We start from the raw sequence: 20130 nt of genomic DNA, 5'->3' as shown, positions 1-20130 counted from the left end.
TACCCCTCCTAATATAAAAGCTTTTTGTATTCTTTCTTAACTGCTAAAAACTCTTTATCATCTTCTACTAAATTTAATTCTTCTTTTTCATCTACAACATCTATTCTAAACATATACATATCATCTGCATCATCTTCTACTGATGTTAATAGTAAATATTCTTTTTTTGTTTCTTCTAGAAATATCTTTGCAACAACTTCAAAATCTACTTTGTTACCGTCTTCATCTTTAAAAGACATTATTTCATTTACTTCCATTATTTACTCCTCCTTCGTTTTGCTATAAACATTATAATTTCTTCTTATTATAAATTCAAATATAAATTTATTTATTTTTTAAATTTTTATAATTATAATTTATGTATTTTAATACAATTTATTATAGCTAGGTAGATAATTTTAAAATAAACTTTAAAAATTTCTCCTAGCTATATACTTTTTATTATTCTTTTATAAGTTCTGTTAAGCTATCTATTTGTATAACATATTCACTATGAAGTGCTCTAGTTAAAGATACATATAATAGTCTTTGATCTAAAATATTATTTGCATAAATATCTTTGCTTGGATTAAATATGATACTACAATCAAATTCTAATCCCTTAGTTAAGTAAGAAGGTATTATAATGAAATCTTCAGTAGTTTCTTTTTCTTTTCCTTTTATTCTTTGGAATTTATTTTTACTGTTTTTCTTTAATATCTTTTCTACTTTTTCTGCTTCTGTTCCATCCTTTGTTATTATAGCAACAACATTTTTTCCAGCATTCTTTACTTTTTCTATTATTCTATCTATTGTTTCACCAATTTCTTTCTGTTCGTTACATTGTATAATTTCTGGCTTATCTCCATGTCTTAAAACTGGTTTTGCATCTTTTAATCCTAGATTTTGTGATTCTAAAGCTCCTTTTGCAAAATCTATTATTTCAACTGTTGAACGATAACTTTGACTTAAGCTTATATATGTTGCATTTCCTTTAAACAATCCTTCAGTAACATCTTCCCAATCTTTAAGCCCTTTATAATAATAAATTCCTTGAGCTATATCACCAACAAGAGTTAATGAATTTCCTTTAGCAATTTCATTTATTAAATATATTTGGAATGGACTATAATCTTGTGCTTCATCTACAACTATATGCTTAAACTTCTCTTCATCAGTTATTCCTTCTAATAAAACTCGTATATATAAAAGTGCTGCTAAATCATCTTCATCTATAAGACCTTTTTCTTCTTTTTCTTTATACTCTTTTTTCATAAAGTCTGCTAATACTTTTGGAATTTTATCATCAGTCGCTATGCTAAATAAATCCTCATCTTCAAAAAATCCCTTATATACACTACTTGAGTCTATTCCTCTCCATTCTTTAAAGTATTCATTTAATGCATTTTTAGAATTTTTCTTTATACTTTCTTTTATTCTGTCTCTTTCATCATAACTTTCTACAAGTAATTTTCTTCTTTCTTCTTTGTCCTCAGCATTTCTTTTTATTTCATTTATTTTAGTTTCCCATCTAGTATCAAAGCTTACCACTAAATTAGCCGTTCTTTCTTTTAACTTTAATCCTAAATATCTTTTTATTTCATCTTTTCTTTTATTTATTGGATATGATTTTAAATCTTTTAGGTAAAGTCTTAATATTTCTTTTCTTGTAAATAAAACTTCACCTTCTATTTCTACATCTTCTATATCAAATGATTTACTTTCAATAAGAGTTATATATCTATCTATCATTGTTTTAAAAGCTAAAGAACCTCTTATTTTCGCAGAATTTACTATAAGCTTCTTCTCATTTTCATCTTTTGATTCAAGAATAGATTTAAGTTTTTCATCTTTATTATAAATTTTACCTTTAAGCTTAGCTCTCTTCTTTACTAACTCTTCAAAAGTGCTTTGAGTTACTTCATGTGCTCCTAAATTTGGTAGTATATCTGATATATAATCTAAGAATAATTTGTTTGGTGCTAAAACTAAAATATCTTGTCCACTCATTGTTTCTTTATATCTGTATATAAGATAAGCAAGCCTATGAAGTGCTATTGTAGTTTTTCCTGAACCTGCTGAACCTTGAACTATTATTGGCAGATTTCTTGGCCATCTAATAATATCATTTTGCTCTTTCTGAATAGTTGCAACAACTTCTTTAAGCTTTTTTCCTCTACTTTCTTCTAAGTTTATCTTAAGAAATTCATCAACAAGCTCTTGACCTTCTTCTCCATTTATCATAAGCTCATTTAAACCTTCATCAAATACTCTTTCAAGCTCTCCTTCTGAATCAAATAAAAATTTTCTTTTTAATGAAAGTTCTCCATCTATTATTCCTATTGGAGCTTTATAGCTAGCATCTCCACCTGTTCCACTATAATAAAGATCAGCAACTGGAGCTCTCCAGTCTACTATTATCTCATCACCATTTTCACTATCTGTTACTCCATGCTTTCCTATATATATTTTTTCAACATTAATAGTTTTTTTCTCTCTAAAATCTACTCTTCCAAAGTAAGGTGAATTATATGATTCTTCATATTTCATTATATCTTTTTTAGCTAAATCCATAGCTTTTTCAGTAGTAACTTTTTCAAAATTATATTTACCTTTTAATTCCTTACTTAAGCTTATAAATTTTTCTGTTATATTATTTTCATATTCTTCTTTTAACTTAAGTTCTTTTTCAATTAAAACTCTTTTTTCTTCTAATATTTTTCTTTCTTCAATTAAAGATTTATTTTCCATAGCATTCACCTCTTTAAACTAAATTTTTTTCCAAAAAACATATCTTTAATAATATCCTTTTATTAAGAAGTTTGCAAATAAAAAAGCTTGTCTTATAAAACTAAGACAAGCTTTTTTATATTTCTATCTTATAGGTTCCTTATTTTCTACTTTTTCTTCTTCTGATTTGAAAATTGTATATATAGTCTTCTTTCTCCCTTTTGCCATAACATTTACAATTCCATAAGCTAATCCACTATCAACTAAATGATGTATAGCACCTCCAACTCCAGTAACTATTAAGAGTTGGAATATATCTAATCCTATAAAAGGAATTACTACTAAAGCCTCTGCTCCTCCATGAATAATAGCTGTTATAAAACTCATCTTTCCATAAGAAATATTTTTTTCTATAAATTTTGCCCCTATAAATCCAACTAAAATATGAGTAGCTGCTCTAAATACTACTGGCATTGGCATACCTGCTAATAAAAATCCTAAAGTTGATCCTATTCCAACTACAACTGCAACCATTGGTGATATAAGAATTCCTATAAACATTGGTACATGAGCTGCAAGAGTTGCTGAAAAAGGTGGTATATAAACCTTTAAAAATCCAAATTGAATTGGAATAATAATTGCAAGCGCTGTTAAAAGTGCTGCATAAACTAATTGTTTTGTTTTATCTCTCATAATATTCCCCCTAAGTGTATATACACTAGAATATATCAAATGTATATTTTTGTAAATGCTTTTTACCAAAAAAAATAAACTCTTTAATGCAATTTACATTAAAGAGCTTGTTTTTTAAAGATTTATTTTCTTCATTTCATCTATTAATTTTTTATTATCCTCAGTTTTTAATATACATACTCTAAAGAAATTTTCACCTAATCCTTCAAATGAAGCACAATCTCTTATAATCATTCCTTTTTTTAATAGAATATCATAAAGTTCTTTAGCTTTCTTACCACTACTTATTTCACAAAGAATAAAGTTTCCTTTAGTTTCATAAACCTTTATATAATCTATTGTATTTAAATTTTCCACAAGATTTTTTATTTCTTTTTTAACATGAACTAAAGTATTTTCTATAAATTCTTTATCTCTAAACATAACTTCACCCATTACTGTAGCAAATATGTTTATATTCCATAATGGAATTTTCTTTAATATTTCTTTTTTTATATCAACATTAGAAATAAGTCCATACCCAAGTCTTATTCCTGGAGTACTAAAGAATTTTGATGTCCCTCTTATAAGAAAAATATTTTCATATTTATCTACCAAACTTGCAGATGAATATTCTTTTTTATCTGCAAATTCTATGTAAGTTTCATCTAACATTACTGCTGATTTTGTACTTTTTAAAATATCTTCTATCTCTTCTCTTTTAAAACAGAAACCTGTAGGATTATTTGGATTACAGATTATTACTAAATCGTAATTTTCTTTATTTATTTCATTTTTAAAATCTTCTAAATCTACTTTAAAATTATTTTCTTTTTTTGCAAAATATTTATGTACTTCGCAATTAATTTTATTTAGTTCTTTTTCATATTCTGAATATGAAGGATATAATATAATTGCTTTTTTAGGATTTATAATGCTTATATATGAAGATATAAGCTCTGTTGCACCTTCTCCTAAAACGATATTATCCATATTACATTCTGCATATTCTCCAATAGCCCTTCTAAGGTCTCTATATTCTGGGTCTGGATAAATTGATACTTGTTCTATTTTTTCTATTACTGCTTTTTTTGCTTTGTTTGAAGCTCCAAAAGGATTTATATTTGAACTAAAATCTAAAATCTCTTCTTTTTCTAATCCAAGTTTTTCTGCTAGCTCAAATAAATTTGCTCCATGAGTTATGCTCATAACTATTCACTCCTTATTCTATTATAATTATTATAATACTACATATTAGTACATTTTATTTGTCTATAAAATTTCTTTTCAAAAATATATTATAAATAATAGAAAAATAAAATAATTTAACTACTAACTTACATTATAATTCAAATATATCTTTTTTTAAATTGAATAGACAATATAGATTAAATTAAGGTTTATAAATAAACTATAAAAAAATAAATTTTTATATTCATATTATAAGCATCTACTTAATATAATGTTTTAAAGGTAAATTTAAAATTTTATTTTATGAGGTGGATATTATGGAAAACAACATTAAAAAATTACAATTACAAGCTAGAATTTCTTTATTAGAAAATAAGGGAACTAGTCCTAAAATAGTAGCTAAATTAAAAAGAAAACTTAAAAATTTATAATATTAAATTTAAAGAGGATATCTACTATTAGATATCCTCTTTATTTTGCCCTCAATATATATTTATTTTTTATCTACTCTATTTTCAAGTGCTTTAGTTAATCGTATTTTTTCTACATAACTTGAATCTATTTCTTTTAAAGAAAATATTGTTGGAAGTGAAAATAATACTATTGCTGCTGCTATTACACTTTTTATATCTATCTCTATCTCTTTATTTAAAAATTTATTTATTTTACCTTTTATACTCTTCTCTAAAACTTTCTCATCTTCTATTCTTTTTTCTAAACTTTTATAAAAATCCTTATCTAATGATTTTTTATTAAAGTTTTCTTTAAAGCTTTTATTAAATTCTATCTCTAATTTATCATTATCTTTTTTCATATTTTAAAAGCTCCTTTTCCAATGCATCTTTTCCTCTTCTTAACCAGGTCTTAATAGTCCCTTCTCTTTTACCCATAATTTCACTTATTTCTTTTATTTTTAAGTCATCATAATAATATAAATATAAGACTGAACTATACTCCTTCTTAATGTTTCCTAAAGCTTCTAAAAGCTTTCCCTCCTGAAGCCTTTCTATTATTTTGTCCTCATATCCTTCATCTTTAATAAATGAAATATCTTCTATACTTCTATATTTATTTTCTTTTATTATAGAATTCTTACAAGTATTTATAGTAATCCTATATATCCAAGTATAAATATTACTATTTCCATTAAATGAATCTAAATATCTATAAATTTTTATTAAAGTCTCTTGAGTTATATCCTGACTTAAATGTTCATCTTTAGTATATAATTTAGCGAGATTATATATCCTATCACTAAATTCTAACACTATATTATTAAAAACCTTTTCTCTATCATTCTTTATAAACTTAAAGACCTCTTTTCCCTCCATTAGCTCCATAGTATTCCTCTCAAAACAAACTGATTTAATCAATTTTTCTATTATGAATAAAATATAATAGTCATAGTCTACTAAATTAATATATAGGTTTTAAAACCTATTTTTATAAATTAGTTTATATTTAAGCTAATTTACTACTTATTTATTTTCGTTTATTTTATAAATCTCTTAATATTAATTCTTCTTTTATATAAATGACTTAATTATATATCGTACATTCATCTAAATTTAAAATCCTATTTATACAAAAACTAATTGCTTTTATAATAACTATAAAAATACTCATATAGCTCTTTAAAATACATAATTTCATATTTATTTTTATTTATTTCATATAGCTTATCTAATAATATTTTTTCTGATTCTTTGACCATATTAATCTTTTTCTTTTGTTCCTTTTCATTTTCAAATTTAATATAATCTCCACAGTTAGATGTTATATAAATTAAGGGATAAATATATTCACTTTTATAACCTTCTTCATTTATCTTTTGTTCTATCCACTTAATTCCCTCATCAACTTTACCTTTTTGTATAAGTTTTTCACCTTCATTTAAAGCTTTTTCTTTACTAGTTATTTTTGTTTTTATTATATTTGAATTCATAACTATTTCTTCACCATCTACTTCCTTAATGGCCATTACTTTTATAAAATCAATAGTATCTTTTTTATATCTTCCTAAAAAACTATTTTCAGTAAAAATTTCTTCTCCATTTCTTTTCTCTTCATATCCAACCATTGTAGAAAAGCTTCCATTTAAAAGAGGAATTTTAATTTTATTGTCTTTAGTTATAAAACTAGCTGATTGACTATAAAACTTTTCAACAAAAATTAAATTTACTCTATACTTATCTGCTCGTTCTACCTTATCAAAAGTAATATCAAAGCTGTCTCCTTCTGCTTCAAATTCTTCATCTGCATATATATTTAATTTTTTCTCATAATTCAAATTACAATTATAAGTTTTATCTCCTTTAACATTTTTAACTACAGTATATTCAACTGTATTCTCTAAAGCTTGTTCTTTAGTCAACAAAGGTACTATATTTACATATTCCATATTTGGAACATTTTTCATTTCATAATTTCCATCTTCATCTGTATATACAATCTCTCCTCCACTATGGAATAAATTATCTTTATAAACAAATCCATTAAATTTTGATATTCCAATTATTACAGGTCTATACTTAACTGGTTTTCCGTCAATTGTTATTTTTCCTTTTATAATATTTTTACCCTCTATATTAGAATTTTCCCCCATAATTTCGTTATAGCTATATATTTTATTTATATTCATTGTATCTTCTAATTCCAAAATAAACTCTTTTTCATTTACTAAATATAATTTATCTCCTAAATTTAATCTATATTTAGAATAAAAGCCTTCATAATCTGAAATTTTTAAAGGGAACTTTTCAAATTTCAAATTTTTAACTATTTTTTCTGTTTCTCTATAAGCTTTGATGGCTTCTTCTTTATCTCCATCTATAATTGCTAAGTGTATTTTTAAAACTTTCCCCGCAGAATTTTTTTTCCAACTTTCTTTTTTTAAACTATCTTCAATTATTTTTTCTGCTTTTTCTCTTTCTCCTCTCTCCATATATAAGTTAAAAAGTGCCGTAGCATTTAATGAATAATCTCTTCCATTACTTTTTTCTAATCCTTTTTCATGTAACTTAACTGCTTCCTCATAAGTTCCTAAATCTAAATTATAATTTCCTGTTACCTCATTTCCTCCATTAGTAGCAACAGAAACATTATAATCATATTTTAATCTTCCCATATAAAAATACGCATTTCCATCAAAAAAGCTTATTTTGGGCAATTTAGTATAAAGCTCAAATATTCCATACGAATATGGCTTAACTACTAAATTTCCATAAAAATATTCTTTTTCATTCATAAACATTACTCTTCCAATAAAATAAAGTAAATTTGGAAATATTATAAAAATGAATATAGGAATAAATATTAAATGTTTTATTTTAACTCTTATTTTCCCCTTCATAATTAAATTCTCCTTTTCCTTTTATAATATTTAGACAAATGTTTAAAAGAAAAAGTTTCATTTATTATATTATTTTTTATAAAATTACTGAAAAATAATAAATTAATCCCCCAGCTTTAAGCTGAGGGATTTTTATTGATTATTAATAATATTTAATACCTTTATTTTATTCAAAAACTTTCTTTGCTATATTTACTGATTCTTTTGCATCTTTAGCATAATATGTTGCACCTATTTTTTCTGCATAATCTTTTGTAAGAACTGCTCCTCCAACCATTATACTTCCTTTATAGCCATTTTCTTTTAATGCTATTATCGTATCCTCCATAGATTTTACTGTAGTAGTCATTAATGCACTTAATCCTACTAATTTAACTTTTTCATTTAAAGCTTTTTCTACTATAACTTCAATCGGAACATCTTTTCCTAAATCTAATATTTCATACCCATAGTTTTCTAAAATAACTTTAACTATATTTTTTCCTATATCGTGAATATCTCCTTTAACTGTAGCAAGAATTATTTTTCCTTTTGAAATATTTTTATTATTATTTACAGATAATCTATCCTTTATAATATCAAAAGATATTTTAACTGTTTCAGCAGCTTGAATAAGTTGTGGAAGAAATATTATTCCTTTTTCAAATTTTTCTCCAACTTTATCTAATGAAGGAATAAGATATTCATTTACAATATCTAATTCTGTTTTTTCTTTTAAAAGTTCTTCTGTTATTATTTTAGTCTTTCTCTTAAGTCCTTTTAAAATAGCATTTTCTAAAGAAATTTCCTCTTCAATTTTCTTTTTTATTTCATTTCCACTAGATATTTTTCTTTCTATTTTTAAGTTCCCATATTTCTCTATATAATTTTTAGCTTTTTTATCATTATTATTTAAAACCTTAAAAGAATTCATTACATCCATCATTCCTTGTGAATTTGGATTCATAATAGGTAAATCTAATCCTGCTCCTAATGCCAATGCTAAAAAAGTTTCATTTATAAGTTGTCTATTTGGCAATCCAAAAGATATATTAGATACTCCTAAAAGAGTTTTAACTCCATATTTTTCTTTTACTAATTTTATTCCTTTAAGAGTTTCCATAACTTCTTCTTGTTGTGCTGAAGCTGTTAAACAAAGACAGTCTATATAAATATCTTCTATTTTTATTCCAAATTCTAAAGCTTTTTTTATTATTCTATCTGCGATTTCTAATCTCTCTTCTGCCTTATTTTTTATTCCTTCCTTATCTAAAGTTAACCCAACTACTGCTCCACCATATTTTTTAACTAAAGGAAGTATCTCTTCTAAACACTCTATATCTCCATTAACGGAATTTACTATTGGCTTTCCATTATAAGTTCTAAGTCCAGCTTCTATTACATCTTTTTTATTTGAATCTATTTGCAAAGGTAAATCTATAATGCATTGTAATTCTTCAATTGCTTTTTTCATAACTTCCTTCTCATTTATTTCAGGAAGTCCTACATTTACATCAAGAATGTCTGCTCCACCTTCAACTTGTTCTAATCCTTGATTTAAAATATAATCTATATCACCTTTTATTAAAGCCTCTTTAAATTTCTTTTTCCCAGTCGGATTTATTCTTTCTCCTATAATCTTAGGCTCATCTATAAAAACAACTTTTGATGGTGAACATATAGCATATTGCTTTATATAATCTCTTTTTACTCTTTTATATTTTTCTCTTATAAAATCTAATTCTTTTATAAACTTAGGATTTGTTCCACAGCATCCACCTATTATTGATACTCCTAACTTTACATATTCTTCTACATACCTACTAAATTCTTTTTCATCTATAGTAAAAACTGTTTGTTCATCTATTATTTTAGGAAGTCCCGCATTTGGTTGTATCATTACTGGTAAATTAGTAGTATTTATAACTCTTTCAACTATATCTTTTAATTCTTTTGGTCCTAAAGAACAATTTATTCCAACAGCATTAACTCCTAAAGCCTCTAAAGTTATACACATACTTTCTGGTAAACATCCAGTAAAAGTTCTTCCATCCTCTTCAAAAGTCATGGTACAAAGAATAGGTAAATTGCAAGTTTCTTTGGCAGCAATTATAGCAGCTTTTACTTCATAAAGATCTGTCATTGTTTCAATTAATATTAAATCTACTCCTGATTTTACTCCTGCCTCAATTTCCCTCTTAAATATTTCAACTGCTCTTTCAAATTTAAGAGTTCCCATAGGAGCTAAAAGTTCTCCTATAGGTCCTATATCTAATGCAATTAAAGTATCAGTTCCCTTTGCGGCCTCTTTTGCTATATCAACACCAGCATAAATTATATCTTCAACAGAATAATTTGTCCTTTTTAATTTTAATTCATTACTTCCAAACGTATTTGTTGTTATAACATTTGCCCCACTTTTAATATACTCTTTGTGTATATCTAAAATTATTTCTCTATTTTCTATATTTAAAATTTCTGGATTTTCTCCAAGCTTTAACCCTTTCTTTTGAAGTATTGTTCCCATAGCCCCATCAAATACTAATATATTTTCTTCTATATATTTAAGAACATCCACAAATATCACCTTCCCTTTTGTAAATACAATTGTCATAATTTGAGCAATTTAAACATGATTTTCTCGTTTTCTCTCCTTTAGTAACTCCCAATATTGCTGTTACTGATTTCCTAGGAAATAATAGTTTATGCTCTGATACTTTAAGCCCTATAGTTCTTTCACAATTTAATATATTTACTAAATCATTTTGAATATCTAAAGATAAATCTCCATAACCTGGACTATATCTAAAAGTAAAACTCTCCCCTTCTTTTAACTCCTTCTCTAAGTATTTTTCTAAGTTATTACAATACTCTTCAATAGCAGTAGTGGCACAAGCATCTAAAATAACTGCATCTATCATGCTAATTTTTTCATATTTTCTTGTTAAACGCTCTATATCATTTCCAAGTGTTACCGCTAATAAATATATTCTATCTGAATCATTAAGTAAATTAAACATATCATTACTTTGTATTATAAGATTTGTTTTATCTACAAATATCTTTTATCTTGTATTTCTATTTTATGAAGTGAAAAAATATTTTTAGGTCTAAATACTACAATGCTTTCTCTTCTTATTTTATCTATTTTTCTTATTAACTCTTCATCTATATCTTGATTTCTGTACCCTAAATATCTTAAAACTTCTTCTCTTGGGATTTTTAACTTATCCATATATATTTAATGAAAATCCTTTTTTTAAAGCTTCTTTTGCATATTCTTGTGCTCCAAATAAAGATAAATCCTTATAATTTCCACATTGAATCTCATTATTAGCAGGAATATCTGTAGCTTTTAATACTTTTTGTAATCCAATTTCTAAAGCTTTCTTTATTTCTTCACACTCTCTATTTCCCCAAATACTCAAATAAAATCCTGTTCTACACCCCATAGGTGAAAAATCAATTATACCTTCTAAATTTTCTCTTAAAAAATGAGCTAATAAATGCTCCAAACCATGCATTGCTGCTGTTCCAAAACTTTCTTTATTTGGTTGAAGAAATCTTATATCAAATTTACTTACTGTATCCCCTTTTTCTCCAACAAGAGCACAACATTTTCTTATATATGGTGCTTTTACTGTTCTGTGATCTAATTCAAAACTTTCTACTTTATTCATAATTCTATCCCCTTTACTCATTAACTGCTTTTAATACTGTTTTTATATTTTCTTTTATTTTTCTCGCCACATATGGATTATTCATTGTATAAAGATGAATTCCATCTACTGAACTTGATGAAAGATCAATTATTTGCTCTACAGCATATGCTATTCCAGCTTCTCTTAAAGCTTCTGGATTATGCTCATATCTATTCATTATTTTTTTAAACTTTAATGGAATATAAGCTCCACAAAGATTTCCTATCCTTTGAATTTGCTTTTTATTTATAACTGGCATTATACCAGCTTGAATAGGGGCTTTAACACCACTATTTCTAGCTTTTTCTAAGAATTCATAATATGTTTCATTTGAAAAAAATAATTGACTTATAAAACTGCTACATCCATTTTCTTCTTTTCTCTTCATATTATCTATTTCTAAATCTATAGATTTGTTTTCTATATGACCTTCTGGATAACAAGCACCTATTATATTAAAATCTTCTCTTAAATGATTCATCAGATTACTTGCATATAAAAAATCTCCACTATTACATTCTTCTTTTTTATCCCCTCTAAGTGCAAGTATATTTTCTACTCCTTCAAGAGCCAATCGTTCCTTTATAAAATTTATATTTTCTTTTTTTGCTCCTATGCTAGTAAGATGTGCTAAAGCTTCTATTTTATAAACATTTTTTATAAGTGATGATATTTCTGTAGTTTTATTATTTACACTTGTCCCACCTGCACCATATGTTACACTTATAAAATCTGGATTTAATTCACTTAACTCATTTAAAGCATTATATATACTCTTTATTGGAGACGTATTTTTAGGTGGAAAGACCTCAAAAGAAAAAACTAACTTTTTTTCATTAAATAAATCTCTAATTCTCAATATTTTACCCCCTTTTTATATAAAAAAGTCTTAAGGATATTTCCCTAAGACTTTATATAATCTTAAATAAAATTCCTTATCTCCTTGGATTTAGCACCACACATAAATCAAATGTAGGTTGCTGGGTTTCATAGGGCCAGTCCCTCCACCACTCTTGATAAGTTTATTTTTTATTATTATATATTATATTCCTTTTTTTTGTAAATATATCTTTTATATAAATTAAAAAGAAGGCTATCGCCTTCTCAAAAATTTTTCTTAAAAATGATTATAAAATAATAGTAATATTGATATAATACTACACATTATACTTATTCCAACTATACAACTCACAGTTTGTTTCGGAGTAAAGCCTTTAGCTTCTAATCTAAAGTGTATTTGACTTCTATCTGCTTCATAAACTGCTTTTCCTTCACTATATCTTTTTATTATAACAAAAATATTATCAAATATAGGTACAGCTAAAGCTAATATTGGTAGTAGTATACTTAAAACAGTAGCTTGTTTAAAAGCTCCATCTAAAGCTATTATACTCAAAATGAATCCTAAAAAGTTTGCTCCAGAATCTCCCATAAATATTTTAGCAGGATGCACATTGAATATTAAAAATCCAATTAATGTTCCAGCTATTACTATTGAAACATTTGCAGAATCAACTTGACCTAATATAATTGCTGCAATAAAAAATGTTATTGATGAAACAAGAGATATTCCTCCCGCTAGTCCATCCATCCCATCAGACCAATTTATAACTGTTGTAACTCCAAAAATCCAAGTTATACTTAATATAAATTGAAGTGTATGATTTAACACAATATACTCTCCACTAAAAGGATTTGTAAAACCTCTAAAAGCTACTCCTGCATTATATACTAATACTGCTGAAAGTATTTGTACAATTAATCTTGGAGCTATCTTAAATTCTTTTCCCTTTGATTTATAAAAATCGTCTACAAGACCTATTAAAAGTATCATCGTAGACCCTATGAATATAAAAATCTTCCTTTTATCTACATCTCCAGTAAAAAAGTACACTGAAAAAAATCCTATGTACATTGCAACTCCACCACAAAGAGGTGTTATTTTTTTATGCTGCTTTCTTTTGGTTGGTTTATCTGTAAATTTAAATTTATATGATAATTTCATAAGTATAGGTATGGCTATTACTGTTATAATTAAAGCACATACAAACTCTATTAAATAATCCATAATTTTCTCCTTAACATTCATGTATTGTATATAGATTATTAACTACTACCCTCGATTATACTATTATTATCTTTTATTCGCAATTATTTATCATAATTTTAATTTACTTGTAATATTATAATGAATATTTTTCTTTTAATTAAAAATACTCTAGAAAAATCTAGAGTATTTTAAAAAATATGAATATTTTTCTTTTAATTAAAAATATTAACCTCTTTGCTCTATCATGCTCTTAACTTTCATAAGTCTTGTTAAAGCACTTCTTTCATTTTCATCAAGCTTCATTCTAATATACTTGATAGTTTCTTGTAATTGAGGTATTGTCATATATTCAAGGGCGTTAACTCTTCTCCTTGTTTTCTCAATTTCATCAGCCATTAACTGACATGACTTTTCTACTTCTGCTAATTCTAAAAGTTTTGGAACTATTCCATAAAGTTTTGTTAACGCATCATCTAATTCTGATGATGTATTGGCAAACCCATAAGGGAATATGCTTCCTTCATCACCTTCTAGTTGTCTTTTAAAATTCATAACAGGTACATTAACACTCATTATGTTTTTACTTCCAACATCTACTGTGATATTTTCTTTTGGGTAAGCAATTGCTTCCTCTAGAAACTCTGAACTCATAACAGCTCTAGCCATAACAAAATCTTTTAAAGAACCTTGAAGTTCTTTTTCAACTTCTTGTCTTATTGTATTGTTATATTTAACTAGATTGATGAATTGTCTCATTAACTCATCTTGCTTATCCTTTAGAAGCTTATGCCCTCTTGTAGCTGTAGTTAATCTTTTCTTCAGCTTAGAAAGCTCCATTCTTGTAGGATTAACATTTAATCTTGCCATAGATTATTCTTCCTCTCTTGGCATATATTTTTCTAAATATTCATCTCTAATTCTCTTAAGCTCAGTTTTTGGAAGAAGCTTAAGTAATTTCCAACCTGTATTTAATGTTTCTTCTATAGTTCTGTTTGCAGTAAATCCTTGTGAAACATATTCATTTTCAAAAGCTTCTGCAAATTTAGCAAATGCTTTATCTGTATCTGATAATGCAGATTCACCTAAGATAGCTGATAATTCTTTTGCTTGCTTACCTTGTGCATAAGCTGAGAATAATTGGTTCATTGTATCAGCATGATCTTCTCTTGTCTTACCTTTTCCAATTCCTTTATCTTTAAGTCTTGAAAGTGATGGTAAAACATCTATTGGAGGCATAATTCCTCTCTTATATAATTCTCTTGAAAGAATTATTTGTCCTTCTGTAATATATCCAGTTAAGTCTGGAATTGGGTGAGTTTTATCTTCTTCTGGCATTGTAAGAATTGGAATTTGAGTGATTGATCCTTCTTTCCCTCTAAGTCTTCCTGCTCTTTCATATAATGTTGAAAGGTCAGTATATAAGTATCCTGGATATCCTCTTCTTCCTGGAACTTCTTTTCTTGCAGCTGATACTTCTCTTAATGCTTCAGCATAGTTAGTTATATCAGTTAAGATAACAAGTACGTGCATTCCTTTTTCATAAGCAAGGAATTCAGCAGTTGTTAATGCCATTCTTGGAGTAGCTATTCTTTCAATAGCTGGGTCAGAAGCTAAGTTCATAAATAAAACTGATCTATCTATAGCTCCAGTCTTTTTAAATTCATCTACGAAAAATTGTGCTTCTTCGAAAGTTATTCCAATTGCACCAAATACAACAGCAAATTTAGAATCTGAATTTAAAACCTTTGCTTGTCTTGCAATTTGAGCTGCAAGTTGAGCATGTGGAAGTCCCGCAGCTGAGAAAACTGGTAATTTTTGTCCTCTTACTAGAGTATTTAACCCATCAATTGCTGATATACCAGTTTGAATAAATTCTGATGGATAATCTCTAGCAACTGGATTTATAGCTTCTCCATTTATATCAAGTCTTTTTTCTGGAATTATTTTTGGCCCATTATCATTAGGTCTTCCCATTCCATCAAAGACTCTTCCAAGCATATCTTCTGAAACACCTAATTCAAGAGGTCTTCCTAAAAATCTTGCTTTAGTTCCTTTTAAGTTAATTCCTGAAGAACCTTCGAAAATCTGTACCATAGCTTTTGAACCATTAACTTCAAGTACTTTACCTTTTCTCATTTCTCCATTTTGTAATTCTATTTCAACTAACTCGTCGTATTTAACTCCTTCAACGCCTTCAACCGCCATTAAAGGTCCTACAACTTCTGTTACTGTTCTATATTCTTTAAGCATCTAGAACCCCTCCCTCACTGATTAATTTATCCATTTCAGCAGTTAATTCAACGCCTATTTCATCTATCTTATTAATGTTTTCTTCTGATATATATTTAGATCTAGCAATCTTATCTCTTATTTCATCCATTTTAAGGATTTTATCTAAATAAACGCCTGCTTTTAAAGCTCTTTCGGCTTCAACTTGGAATTGAAGTATAAGTTTTAGCATTTTGTGTTGTTTATTTAAAGAAGCATATGTGTCAATTTCATGGAAAGCATTTTGTTGTAAATAATCCTCTCTTAATGACTTAGAAACTTCTAATTTTAATCTATCTCCCTCTGAAAGAGCATCTATACCAACAAGTCTAACAATTTCTTGAAGGTTTGATTCTTCTTGAAGTAATGACATAGCTTTTGTTCTAAGTGATGACCAATCGCTTGCAACTTCTTCATCCATCCAAGCATCTATGTTATCTGCATATAATGAATATGAATTTAACCAGTTAATTGATGGGAAGTGTCTTTGATATGCAAGATTTGCATCTAATCCCCAGAATACTTTAACTATTCTTAAAGTTGATTGTGTTACTGGCTCTGAAATATCTCCTCCAGGAGGTGAAACTGCTCCAATTGCTGTAACAGCTCCTTCTCTTCCATCTTTTCCAAGACAAATAACTTTTCCAGCTCTTTCATAATAATCTGCAAGTCTTGAACCAAGATATGCTGGATATCCTTCATCCCCAGGCATTTCTTCAAGTCTTCCTGACATTTCTCTTAATGCTTCTGCCCATCTTGATGTAGAGTCAGCCATTATTGAAACTGAATAACCCATATCTCTAAAATATTCTGCTATTGTTATACCAGTATAAATTGAAGCTTCTCTGGCAGCAACTGGCATATTTGAAGTGTTAGCTATAAGAACTGTTCTCTTCATTAAGCTTTCACCAGTCTTTGGATCTTTAAGTTCTGGGAACTCATTAAGAACGTCTGTCATCTCATTTCCACGCTCTCCACATCCAACATAAACAACTATTTCAGTATCTCCCCATTTAGCAACTTGGTGCTGAACAACTGTTTTTCCTGCTCCGAAAGGACCTGGAACTGCTGCTGCTCCACCTTTAGCAACTGGGAAGAAAGTATCTATAACTCTTTGTCCTGTAACCATTGGAGCTACTGGATTCATTTTACTTGCATATGGTCTACCTTTTCTTACTGGCCATTTTTGCATCATTGACAGTTCTTTATCACCTTTTTCTGTGTTTACTATACATACAGTTTCTTCAACATTGAACTCTCCAGCTTTTATACTTTTAATAGTACCTTTAACACCAAATGGCACCATAATCTTATGAAGAACAACTGCTGTTTCTTGAACTGTTCCAATTATATCTCCAGCTTCAACTTCGTCCCCCTCTTTTACTGTAGGAACAAACTTCCATATTCTTGATCTATTTAATGATTTAACTGAGACACCTTTTGTTAAAAATGGCGACTGAGCAGCCTCCATAAATGCATCTAGTGGTCTTTGTATTCCATCAAACATTGATTCAATAAGACCTGGTCCAAGTTCAACACTTAATGGTTCTCCAGTAGTTTGAACTGGATCTCCAGGACCTATACCTGAAGTTTCTTCATAAACCTGTATTGAAGCCTTATCTCCTCTCATTTCGATGATTTCACCGATAAGACCTTTTTCTCCTACTTTACATACATCATATATATTAGCTTCATCCATACCTTCAGCAACTACTAATGGTCCTGAAACTTTAATTATCTTTCCGATTTTCACCTTACCGACCTACCTTCCTATAAGATATTAACACCAACGGCTTTTTCCACATTGTCGCTAATTCTTTGCATTCCTATATTTAATGATCCTTGATTGCTTGGAATTAATATTACAGCTGGAAGAGTTACTCTATTGTATCTTTCAATAGTCTCTTCTATATTTTGTGCAACTTGTTCAGTTACAAATATTATTGCGTAATCACTCATTGCTAATTTATCTATTGTTTTTCTAGCTTCATCATCTTCAACTACTGGAAATACATCTATTCCTAAAGCTTTAAATGCTAAAACTGAATCTTTATCTCCAACAACTCCGATTTTCTTAGACATAAATATCACGCAACCTTTCTCTTATTACTTCAGATGCAATATTATTTAATTTACCAACCATTATTATTCTAACAACTTTTATTTCTGTTTCCTTTGCATAGATATAAGCAAGTACTGGTTCTGGTCCAAATGGTATAAATTTTGCTTCTTTCATAAGTTTCATTATATAGTTATCTACAAGTTTCTCTAATAGACTTGCTGAATTCGTTTTTGTAAATTCATCAATTCCTTCTCTTAACATTTCTGCATAATCAGTATGTGATAATTTTGAAACTATATTCTCAATTGAATCTGTAAGAAGCCCTTTTAAAACCTCTTTGTCTATTGAACCGCCTTTTATAATAACTTCTTCTAAGAAATCTCTTCCTTTATTTTGTTTCTTAACTCTTAAAAGCGTTTTTAAATTAGTAGAATCCACTAATACTCTAAGGTATTTATCTACAAATTTATCATTTAGCTCTTTAGCTATATCATGAAGTTCTAAGAACATAAATCTATCTAATATAATATCTATTCTTTGAGGATCTTTATTTACTTCAAAATCCTCATTAGCTTTTATTACAGCTTCCTTCATTCTAATAGGTAAATCTCTTAAGTTATTATTCTCTACCATGTATTTAAGCTTGCTTAATTCCATTTTTCCAACTGGAATTAACATATTGCTAAAATCTTTTCTTAAAATTATTCCTTTTAAAATAACTTTTATATTATGGTAGTCATATTTTAAACTCATTATATCTATTAAAGATTTTGAAGGTGATGCACTATACATTAGTGCATACACTCTCTTAAGCTCACTGCTTAATATTTCTTCATAATCTTCTGCTCTTTTTATACCTGTCATTACGTTGGCATATTCTGATTCTTGTAGAACTTTTAGTGCTTCATTTGCTGAATTACCATCTATCATTCTATCAAGTTTTGATTTATCAAGGAGTCTTGTTTCTAATACTCTAAGTCTTGGTATAACTTGAGTAAATTTCATTGAATCCATATTAATCCTCCTTAATTAAAAAGTATGTTTGCTACTTCAAATTCAAGTTCTTCTCTTAGTGATTGAACTAGAGCTTCAAATGTATAATTTATCTCTATTCCATTTTTTTCTAAGATAAATCCACCTCTAAATTTTCCTTCACTTTGACTTAATTTAAGATTTCCTTTATCTTTAAGCTCATTATTTATTTCTTTAATGAAAGCTTCATTTATTGCTTTCTTTCCGTTTGCATTTAAAATTATATTTTCGTCTCCTTCTATATTTAAACTTAATATAGAACTTTTAACGAAATTTCTAAAGTCATTTTCATTCATTTGGCATAGGTTTTCCACGCTCATATTAAATACTTCGTCAATAACCTTCCCCTTTGAAAGTAACTTTTCATTTCTAACCTTTAATTCAGCACTTGAAAGTATTCTTTCTTTTCTTGTAGCGCTTTCTAATTTTGCTTTTTCTATCATTGAAGTTTTTAGCCTATTAGCTTCATCTCTTTTTTTATTAATTATCTTATTTTTTTCTTCTTCTGCCTTAGCTAATATGCTACTTTTTCTTTCTTCTGCATCCTTTAAGATTTTAGAAGTTAGATTATTAACATTTGACATATCTTCACATCCCTAACTATTTAACGCTGAATACTAATAAGATTGATACAACGAATCCTAATAATGCGTAAGTTTCAACCATTGCCGCAAATATGATTCCTTTTGTAGTTTGCTCTGGCTTTTTAGCTAATATTTGAATACCTGATGCTGCAACTTTACCTTGAGCTATACCTGAGAATAAACCAGCAATTGCTATTGGTAAACAAGCGAAGAATAAGAATAAACCAGTTTTAAAGTCCATACCAGCACCGATTTTTAAGTAAACTAATAATCCGATAACGAATCCATATAACCCTTGAGTACCTGGTAATAATTGAAGAACTAACGCTTTACCAAATTTCTCTGGTTCTTCTGTCATTAATCCTGAAGCTGCTTCCCCTACTAGCCCAACTCCTTTAGCTGAACCTATTCCTGATAATCCTACTGCTAATGCTACTCCTAATGCAGCAAATATAATTCCTCCATTTGCTCCAAAAAACTCAATCCATGTTGTAAATGTATTTTCCATTTTAAATCCTCCTAATTAATAA

At 27.5% G+C, this 20130-nt stretch carries 20 protein-coding genes and 1 riboswitch; all 20 genes read right to left on the bottom strand.

Annotated features, from left to right (window positions below):
- Positions 1 to 8: 8 nt before the first annotated feature.
- Positions 9 to 257 carry a DUF1292 domain-containing protein gene (locus HMPREF1092_RS02630; RefSeq protein WP_002597044.1) on the bottom strand — a complete coding sequence of 83 codons (249 nt, stop codon included), beginning with the start codon at positions 255 to 257 and terminating at the stop codon, positions 9 to 11.
- A gap of 184 nt (positions 258 to 441) precedes the next feature.
- A complete protein-coding gene (gene helD, locus HMPREF1092_RS02625; protein WP_002597043.1) occupies positions 442 to 2730 on the bottom strand; it encodes an RNA polymerase recycling motor HelD in 2289 nt (762 codons plus the stop codon).
- Positions 2731 to 2853: 123 nt separating this feature from the next.
- A complete protein-coding gene (locus tag HMPREF1092_RS02620) occupies positions 2854 to 3402 on the bottom strand; it encodes an ECF transporter S component (RefSeq protein ID WP_002597042.1) in 549 nt (182 codons plus the stop codon).
- A gap of 114 nt (positions 3403 to 3516) precedes the next feature.
- Positions 3517 to 4590, bottom strand: a complete 1074-nt coding sequence (locus tag HMPREF1092_RS02615) for a pyridoxal phosphate-dependent aminotransferase (protein WP_002597041.1) — start codon at positions 4588 to 4590, stop codon at positions 3517 to 3519.
- A 475-nt stretch (positions 4591 to 5065) separates the two neighbouring features.
- A complete protein-coding gene (locus HMPREF1092_RS02610; protein ID WP_002597039.1) occupies positions 5066 to 5386 on the bottom strand; it encodes a hypothetical protein in 321 nt (106 codons plus the stop codon).
- Positions 5373 to 5912 (bottom strand): RNA polymerase sigma factor, encoded by a 540-nt coding sequence (locus tag HMPREF1092_RS02605; protein WP_002597038.1) that lies wholly within the window; start codon positions 5910 to 5912, stop codon positions 5373 to 5375. Before HMPREF1092_RS02605 ends, HMPREF1092_RS02610 begins: the two co-directional genes overlap by 14 nt.
- Before the next feature lie 251 nt (positions 5913 to 6163).
- Complete coding sequence (locus tag HMPREF1092_RS02600) at positions 6164 to 7924, bottom strand: tetratricopeptide repeat protein (RefSeq protein ID WP_002597037.1); 1761 nt, start codon at positions 7922 to 7924, stop codon at positions 6164 to 6166.
- A 166-nt stretch (positions 7925 to 8090) separates the two neighbouring features.
- On the bottom strand, positions 8091 to 10481 hold the full coding sequence (locus tag HMPREF1092_RS02595) for a homocysteine S-methyltransferase family protein (protein ID WP_002597036.1): 2391 nt from the start codon (positions 10479 to 10481) through the stop codon (positions 8091 to 8093).
- The gene (locus tag HMPREF1092_RS02590) at positions 10468 to 10923 is read right to left on the bottom strand and encodes a vitamin B12 dependent-methionine synthase activation domain-containing protein (RefSeq protein WP_002597035.1); all 456 of its coding nucleotides are present in this window, start codon (positions 10921 to 10923) and stop codon (positions 10468 to 10470) included. Before HMPREF1092_RS02590 ends, HMPREF1092_RS02595 begins: the two co-directional genes overlap by 14 nt.
- A gap of 32 nt (positions 10924 to 10955) precedes the next feature.
- Positions 10956 to 11138: a hypothetical protein gene (locus HMPREF1092_RS17485; RefSeq protein ID WP_002597034.1), complete on the bottom strand. Its 183-nt coding sequence runs from the start codon at positions 11136 to 11138 to the stop codon at positions 10956 to 10958.
- Positions 11131 to 11583, bottom strand: a complete 453-nt coding sequence (locus HMPREF1092_RS02585) for an S-ribosylhomocysteine lyase (RefSeq protein ID WP_040413602.1) — start codon at positions 11581 to 11583, stop codon at positions 11131 to 11133. Before HMPREF1092_RS02585 ends, HMPREF1092_RS17485 begins: the two co-directional genes overlap by 8 nt.
- A 13-nt stretch (positions 11584 to 11596) precedes the next feature.
- The gene (locus HMPREF1092_RS02580; RefSeq protein ID WP_002597032.1) at positions 11597 to 12463 is read right to left on the bottom strand and encodes a methylenetetrahydrofolate reductase; all 867 of its coding nucleotides are present in this window, start codon (positions 12461 to 12463) and stop codon (positions 11597 to 11599) included.
- A 73-nt stretch (positions 12464 to 12536) separates the two neighbouring features.
- Positions 12537 to 12627, bottom strand: a riboswitch (SAM riboswitch).
- Between the two features lie 94 nt (positions 12628 to 12721).
- Entirely contained in the window at positions 12722 to 13672 is a 951-nt protein-coding gene (locus HMPREF1092_RS02575; RefSeq protein ID WP_002597031.1) for an MraY family glycosyltransferase, read from the bottom strand.
- Positions 13673 to 13879: 207 nt separating this feature from the next.
- Complete coding sequence (locus HMPREF1092_RS02570) at positions 13880 to 14521, bottom strand: V-type ATP synthase subunit D (RefSeq protein ID WP_002597030.1); 642 nt, start codon at positions 14519 to 14521, stop codon at positions 13880 to 13882.
- Between the two features lie 3 nt (positions 14522 to 14524).
- Positions 14525 to 15904, bottom strand: a complete 1380-nt coding sequence (locus HMPREF1092_RS02565; protein WP_002597029.1) for a V-type ATP synthase subunit B — start codon at positions 15902 to 15904, stop codon at positions 14525 to 14527.
- Positions 15897 to 17675, bottom strand: a complete 1779-nt coding sequence (locus HMPREF1092_RS02560; RefSeq protein WP_002597028.1) for a V-type ATP synthase subunit A — start codon at positions 17673 to 17675, stop codon at positions 15897 to 15899. Before HMPREF1092_RS02560 ends, HMPREF1092_RS02565 begins: the two co-directional genes overlap by 8 nt.
- Positions 17676 to 17692: 17 nt before the next feature.
- Positions 17693 to 18004, bottom strand: a complete 312-nt coding sequence (locus HMPREF1092_RS02555) for a V-type ATP synthase subunit F (protein WP_040413892.1) — start codon at positions 18002 to 18004, stop codon at positions 17693 to 17695.
- On the bottom strand, positions 17997 to 18998 hold the full coding sequence (locus HMPREF1092_RS02550) for a V-type ATP synthase subunit C (protein ID WP_002597026.1): 1002 nt from the start codon (positions 18996 to 18998) through the stop codon (positions 17997 to 17999). Before HMPREF1092_RS02550 ends, HMPREF1092_RS02555 begins: the two co-directional genes overlap by 8 nt.
- Before the next feature lie 11 nt (positions 18999 to 19009).
- Complete coding sequence (locus HMPREF1092_RS02545; RefSeq protein WP_002597025.1) at positions 19010 to 19600, bottom strand: V-type ATP synthase subunit E; 591 nt, start codon at positions 19598 to 19600, stop codon at positions 19010 to 19012.
- A 16-nt stretch (positions 19601 to 19616) separates the two neighbouring features.
- Positions 19617 to 20108 carry a V-type ATP synthase subunit K gene (locus HMPREF1092_RS02540; protein WP_002597024.1) on the bottom strand — a complete coding sequence of 164 codons (492 nt, stop codon included), beginning with the start codon at positions 20106 to 20108 and terminating at the stop codon, positions 19617 to 19619.
- Between the last annotated feature and the right edge of the window lie 22 nt (positions 20109 to 20130).

Source organism: Clostridium thermobutyricum (assembly GCF_000371465.1).
GTDB lineage: Bacteria > Bacillota > Clostridia > Clostridiales > Clostridiaceae > Clostridium > Clostridium thermobutyricum.
The sequence above is the reverse complement of the archived record's forward strand: the minus strand, read 5'-3'. Positions and strand labels throughout refer to the sequence as shown.

What these genes read in the sequence shown, in the direction of transcription:
- helD (WP_002597043.1), bottom strand. Translation starts at nt 2,730, where the DNA reads ATGGAAAATAAATCTTTAATTGAAGAAAGAAAAATATTAGAAGAAAAA.
- HMPREF1092_RS02605 (WP_002597038.1), bottom strand. Translation starts at nt 5,912, where the DNA reads ATGGAGCTAATGGAGGGAAAAGAGGTCTTTAAGTTTATAAAGAATGAT.
- HMPREF1092_RS02570 (WP_002597030.1), bottom strand. Translation starts at nt 14,521, where the DNA reads ATGGCAAGATTAAATGTTAATCCTACAAGAATGGAGCTTTCTAAGCTG.
- HMPREF1092_RS02585 (WP_040413602.1), bottom strand. Translation starts at nt 11,583, where the DNA reads ATGAATAAAGTAGAAAGTTTTGAATTAGATCACAGAACAGTAAAAGCA.
- HMPREF1092_RS02620 (WP_002597042.1), bottom strand. Translation starts at nt 3,402, where the DNA reads ATGAGAGATAAAACAAAACAATTAGTTTATGCAGCACTTTTAACAGCG.
- HMPREF1092_RS02610 (WP_002597039.1), bottom strand. Translation starts at nt 5,386, where the DNA reads ATGAAAAAAGATAATGATAAATTAGAGATAGAATTTAATAAAAGCTTT.
- HMPREF1092_RS02545 (WP_002597025.1), bottom strand. Translation starts at nt 19,600, where the DNA reads ATGTCAAATGTTAATAATCTAACTTCTAAAATCTTAAAGGATGCAGAA.
- HMPREF1092_RS02555 (WP_040413892.1), bottom strand. Translation starts at nt 18,004, where the DNA reads ATGTCTAAGAAAATCGGAGTTGTTGGAGATAAAGATTCAGTTTTAGCA.
- HMPREF1092_RS02565 (WP_002597029.1), bottom strand. Translation starts at nt 15,904, where the DNA reads ATGCTTAAAGAATATAGAACAGTAACAGAAGTTGTAGGACCTTTAATG.
- HMPREF1092_RS02550 (WP_002597026.1), bottom strand. Translation starts at nt 18,998, where the DNA reads ATGGATTCAATGAAATTTACTCAAGTTATACCAAGACTTAGAGTATTA.
- HMPREF1092_RS02540 (WP_002597024.1), bottom strand. Translation starts at nt 20,108, where the DNA reads ATGGAAAATACATTTACAACATGGATTGAGTTTTTTGGAGCAAATGGA.
- HMPREF1092_RS02615 (WP_002597041.1), bottom strand. Translation starts at nt 4,590, where the DNA reads ATGAGCATAACTCATGGAGCAAATTTATTTGAGCTAGCAGAAAAACTT.
- HMPREF1092_RS17485 (WP_002597034.1), bottom strand. Translation starts at nt 11,138, where the DNA reads ATGGATAAGTTAAAAATCCCAAGAGAAGAAGTTTTAAGATATTTAGGG.
- HMPREF1092_RS02590 (WP_002597035.1), bottom strand. Translation starts at nt 10,923, where the DNA reads ATGTTTAATTTACTTAATGATTCAGATAGAATATATTTATTAGCGGTA.
- HMPREF1092_RS02575 (WP_002597031.1), bottom strand. Translation starts at nt 13,672, where the DNA reads ATGGATTATTTAATAGAGTTTGTATGTGCTTTAATTATAACAGTAATA.
- HMPREF1092_RS02600 (WP_002597037.1), bottom strand. Translation starts at nt 7,924, where the DNA reads ATGAAGGGGAAAATAAGAGTTAAAATAAAACATTTAATATTTATTCCT.
- HMPREF1092_RS02630 (WP_002597044.1), bottom strand. Translation starts at nt 257, where the DNA reads ATGGAAGTAAATGAAATAATGTCTTTTAAAGATGAAGACGGTAACAAA.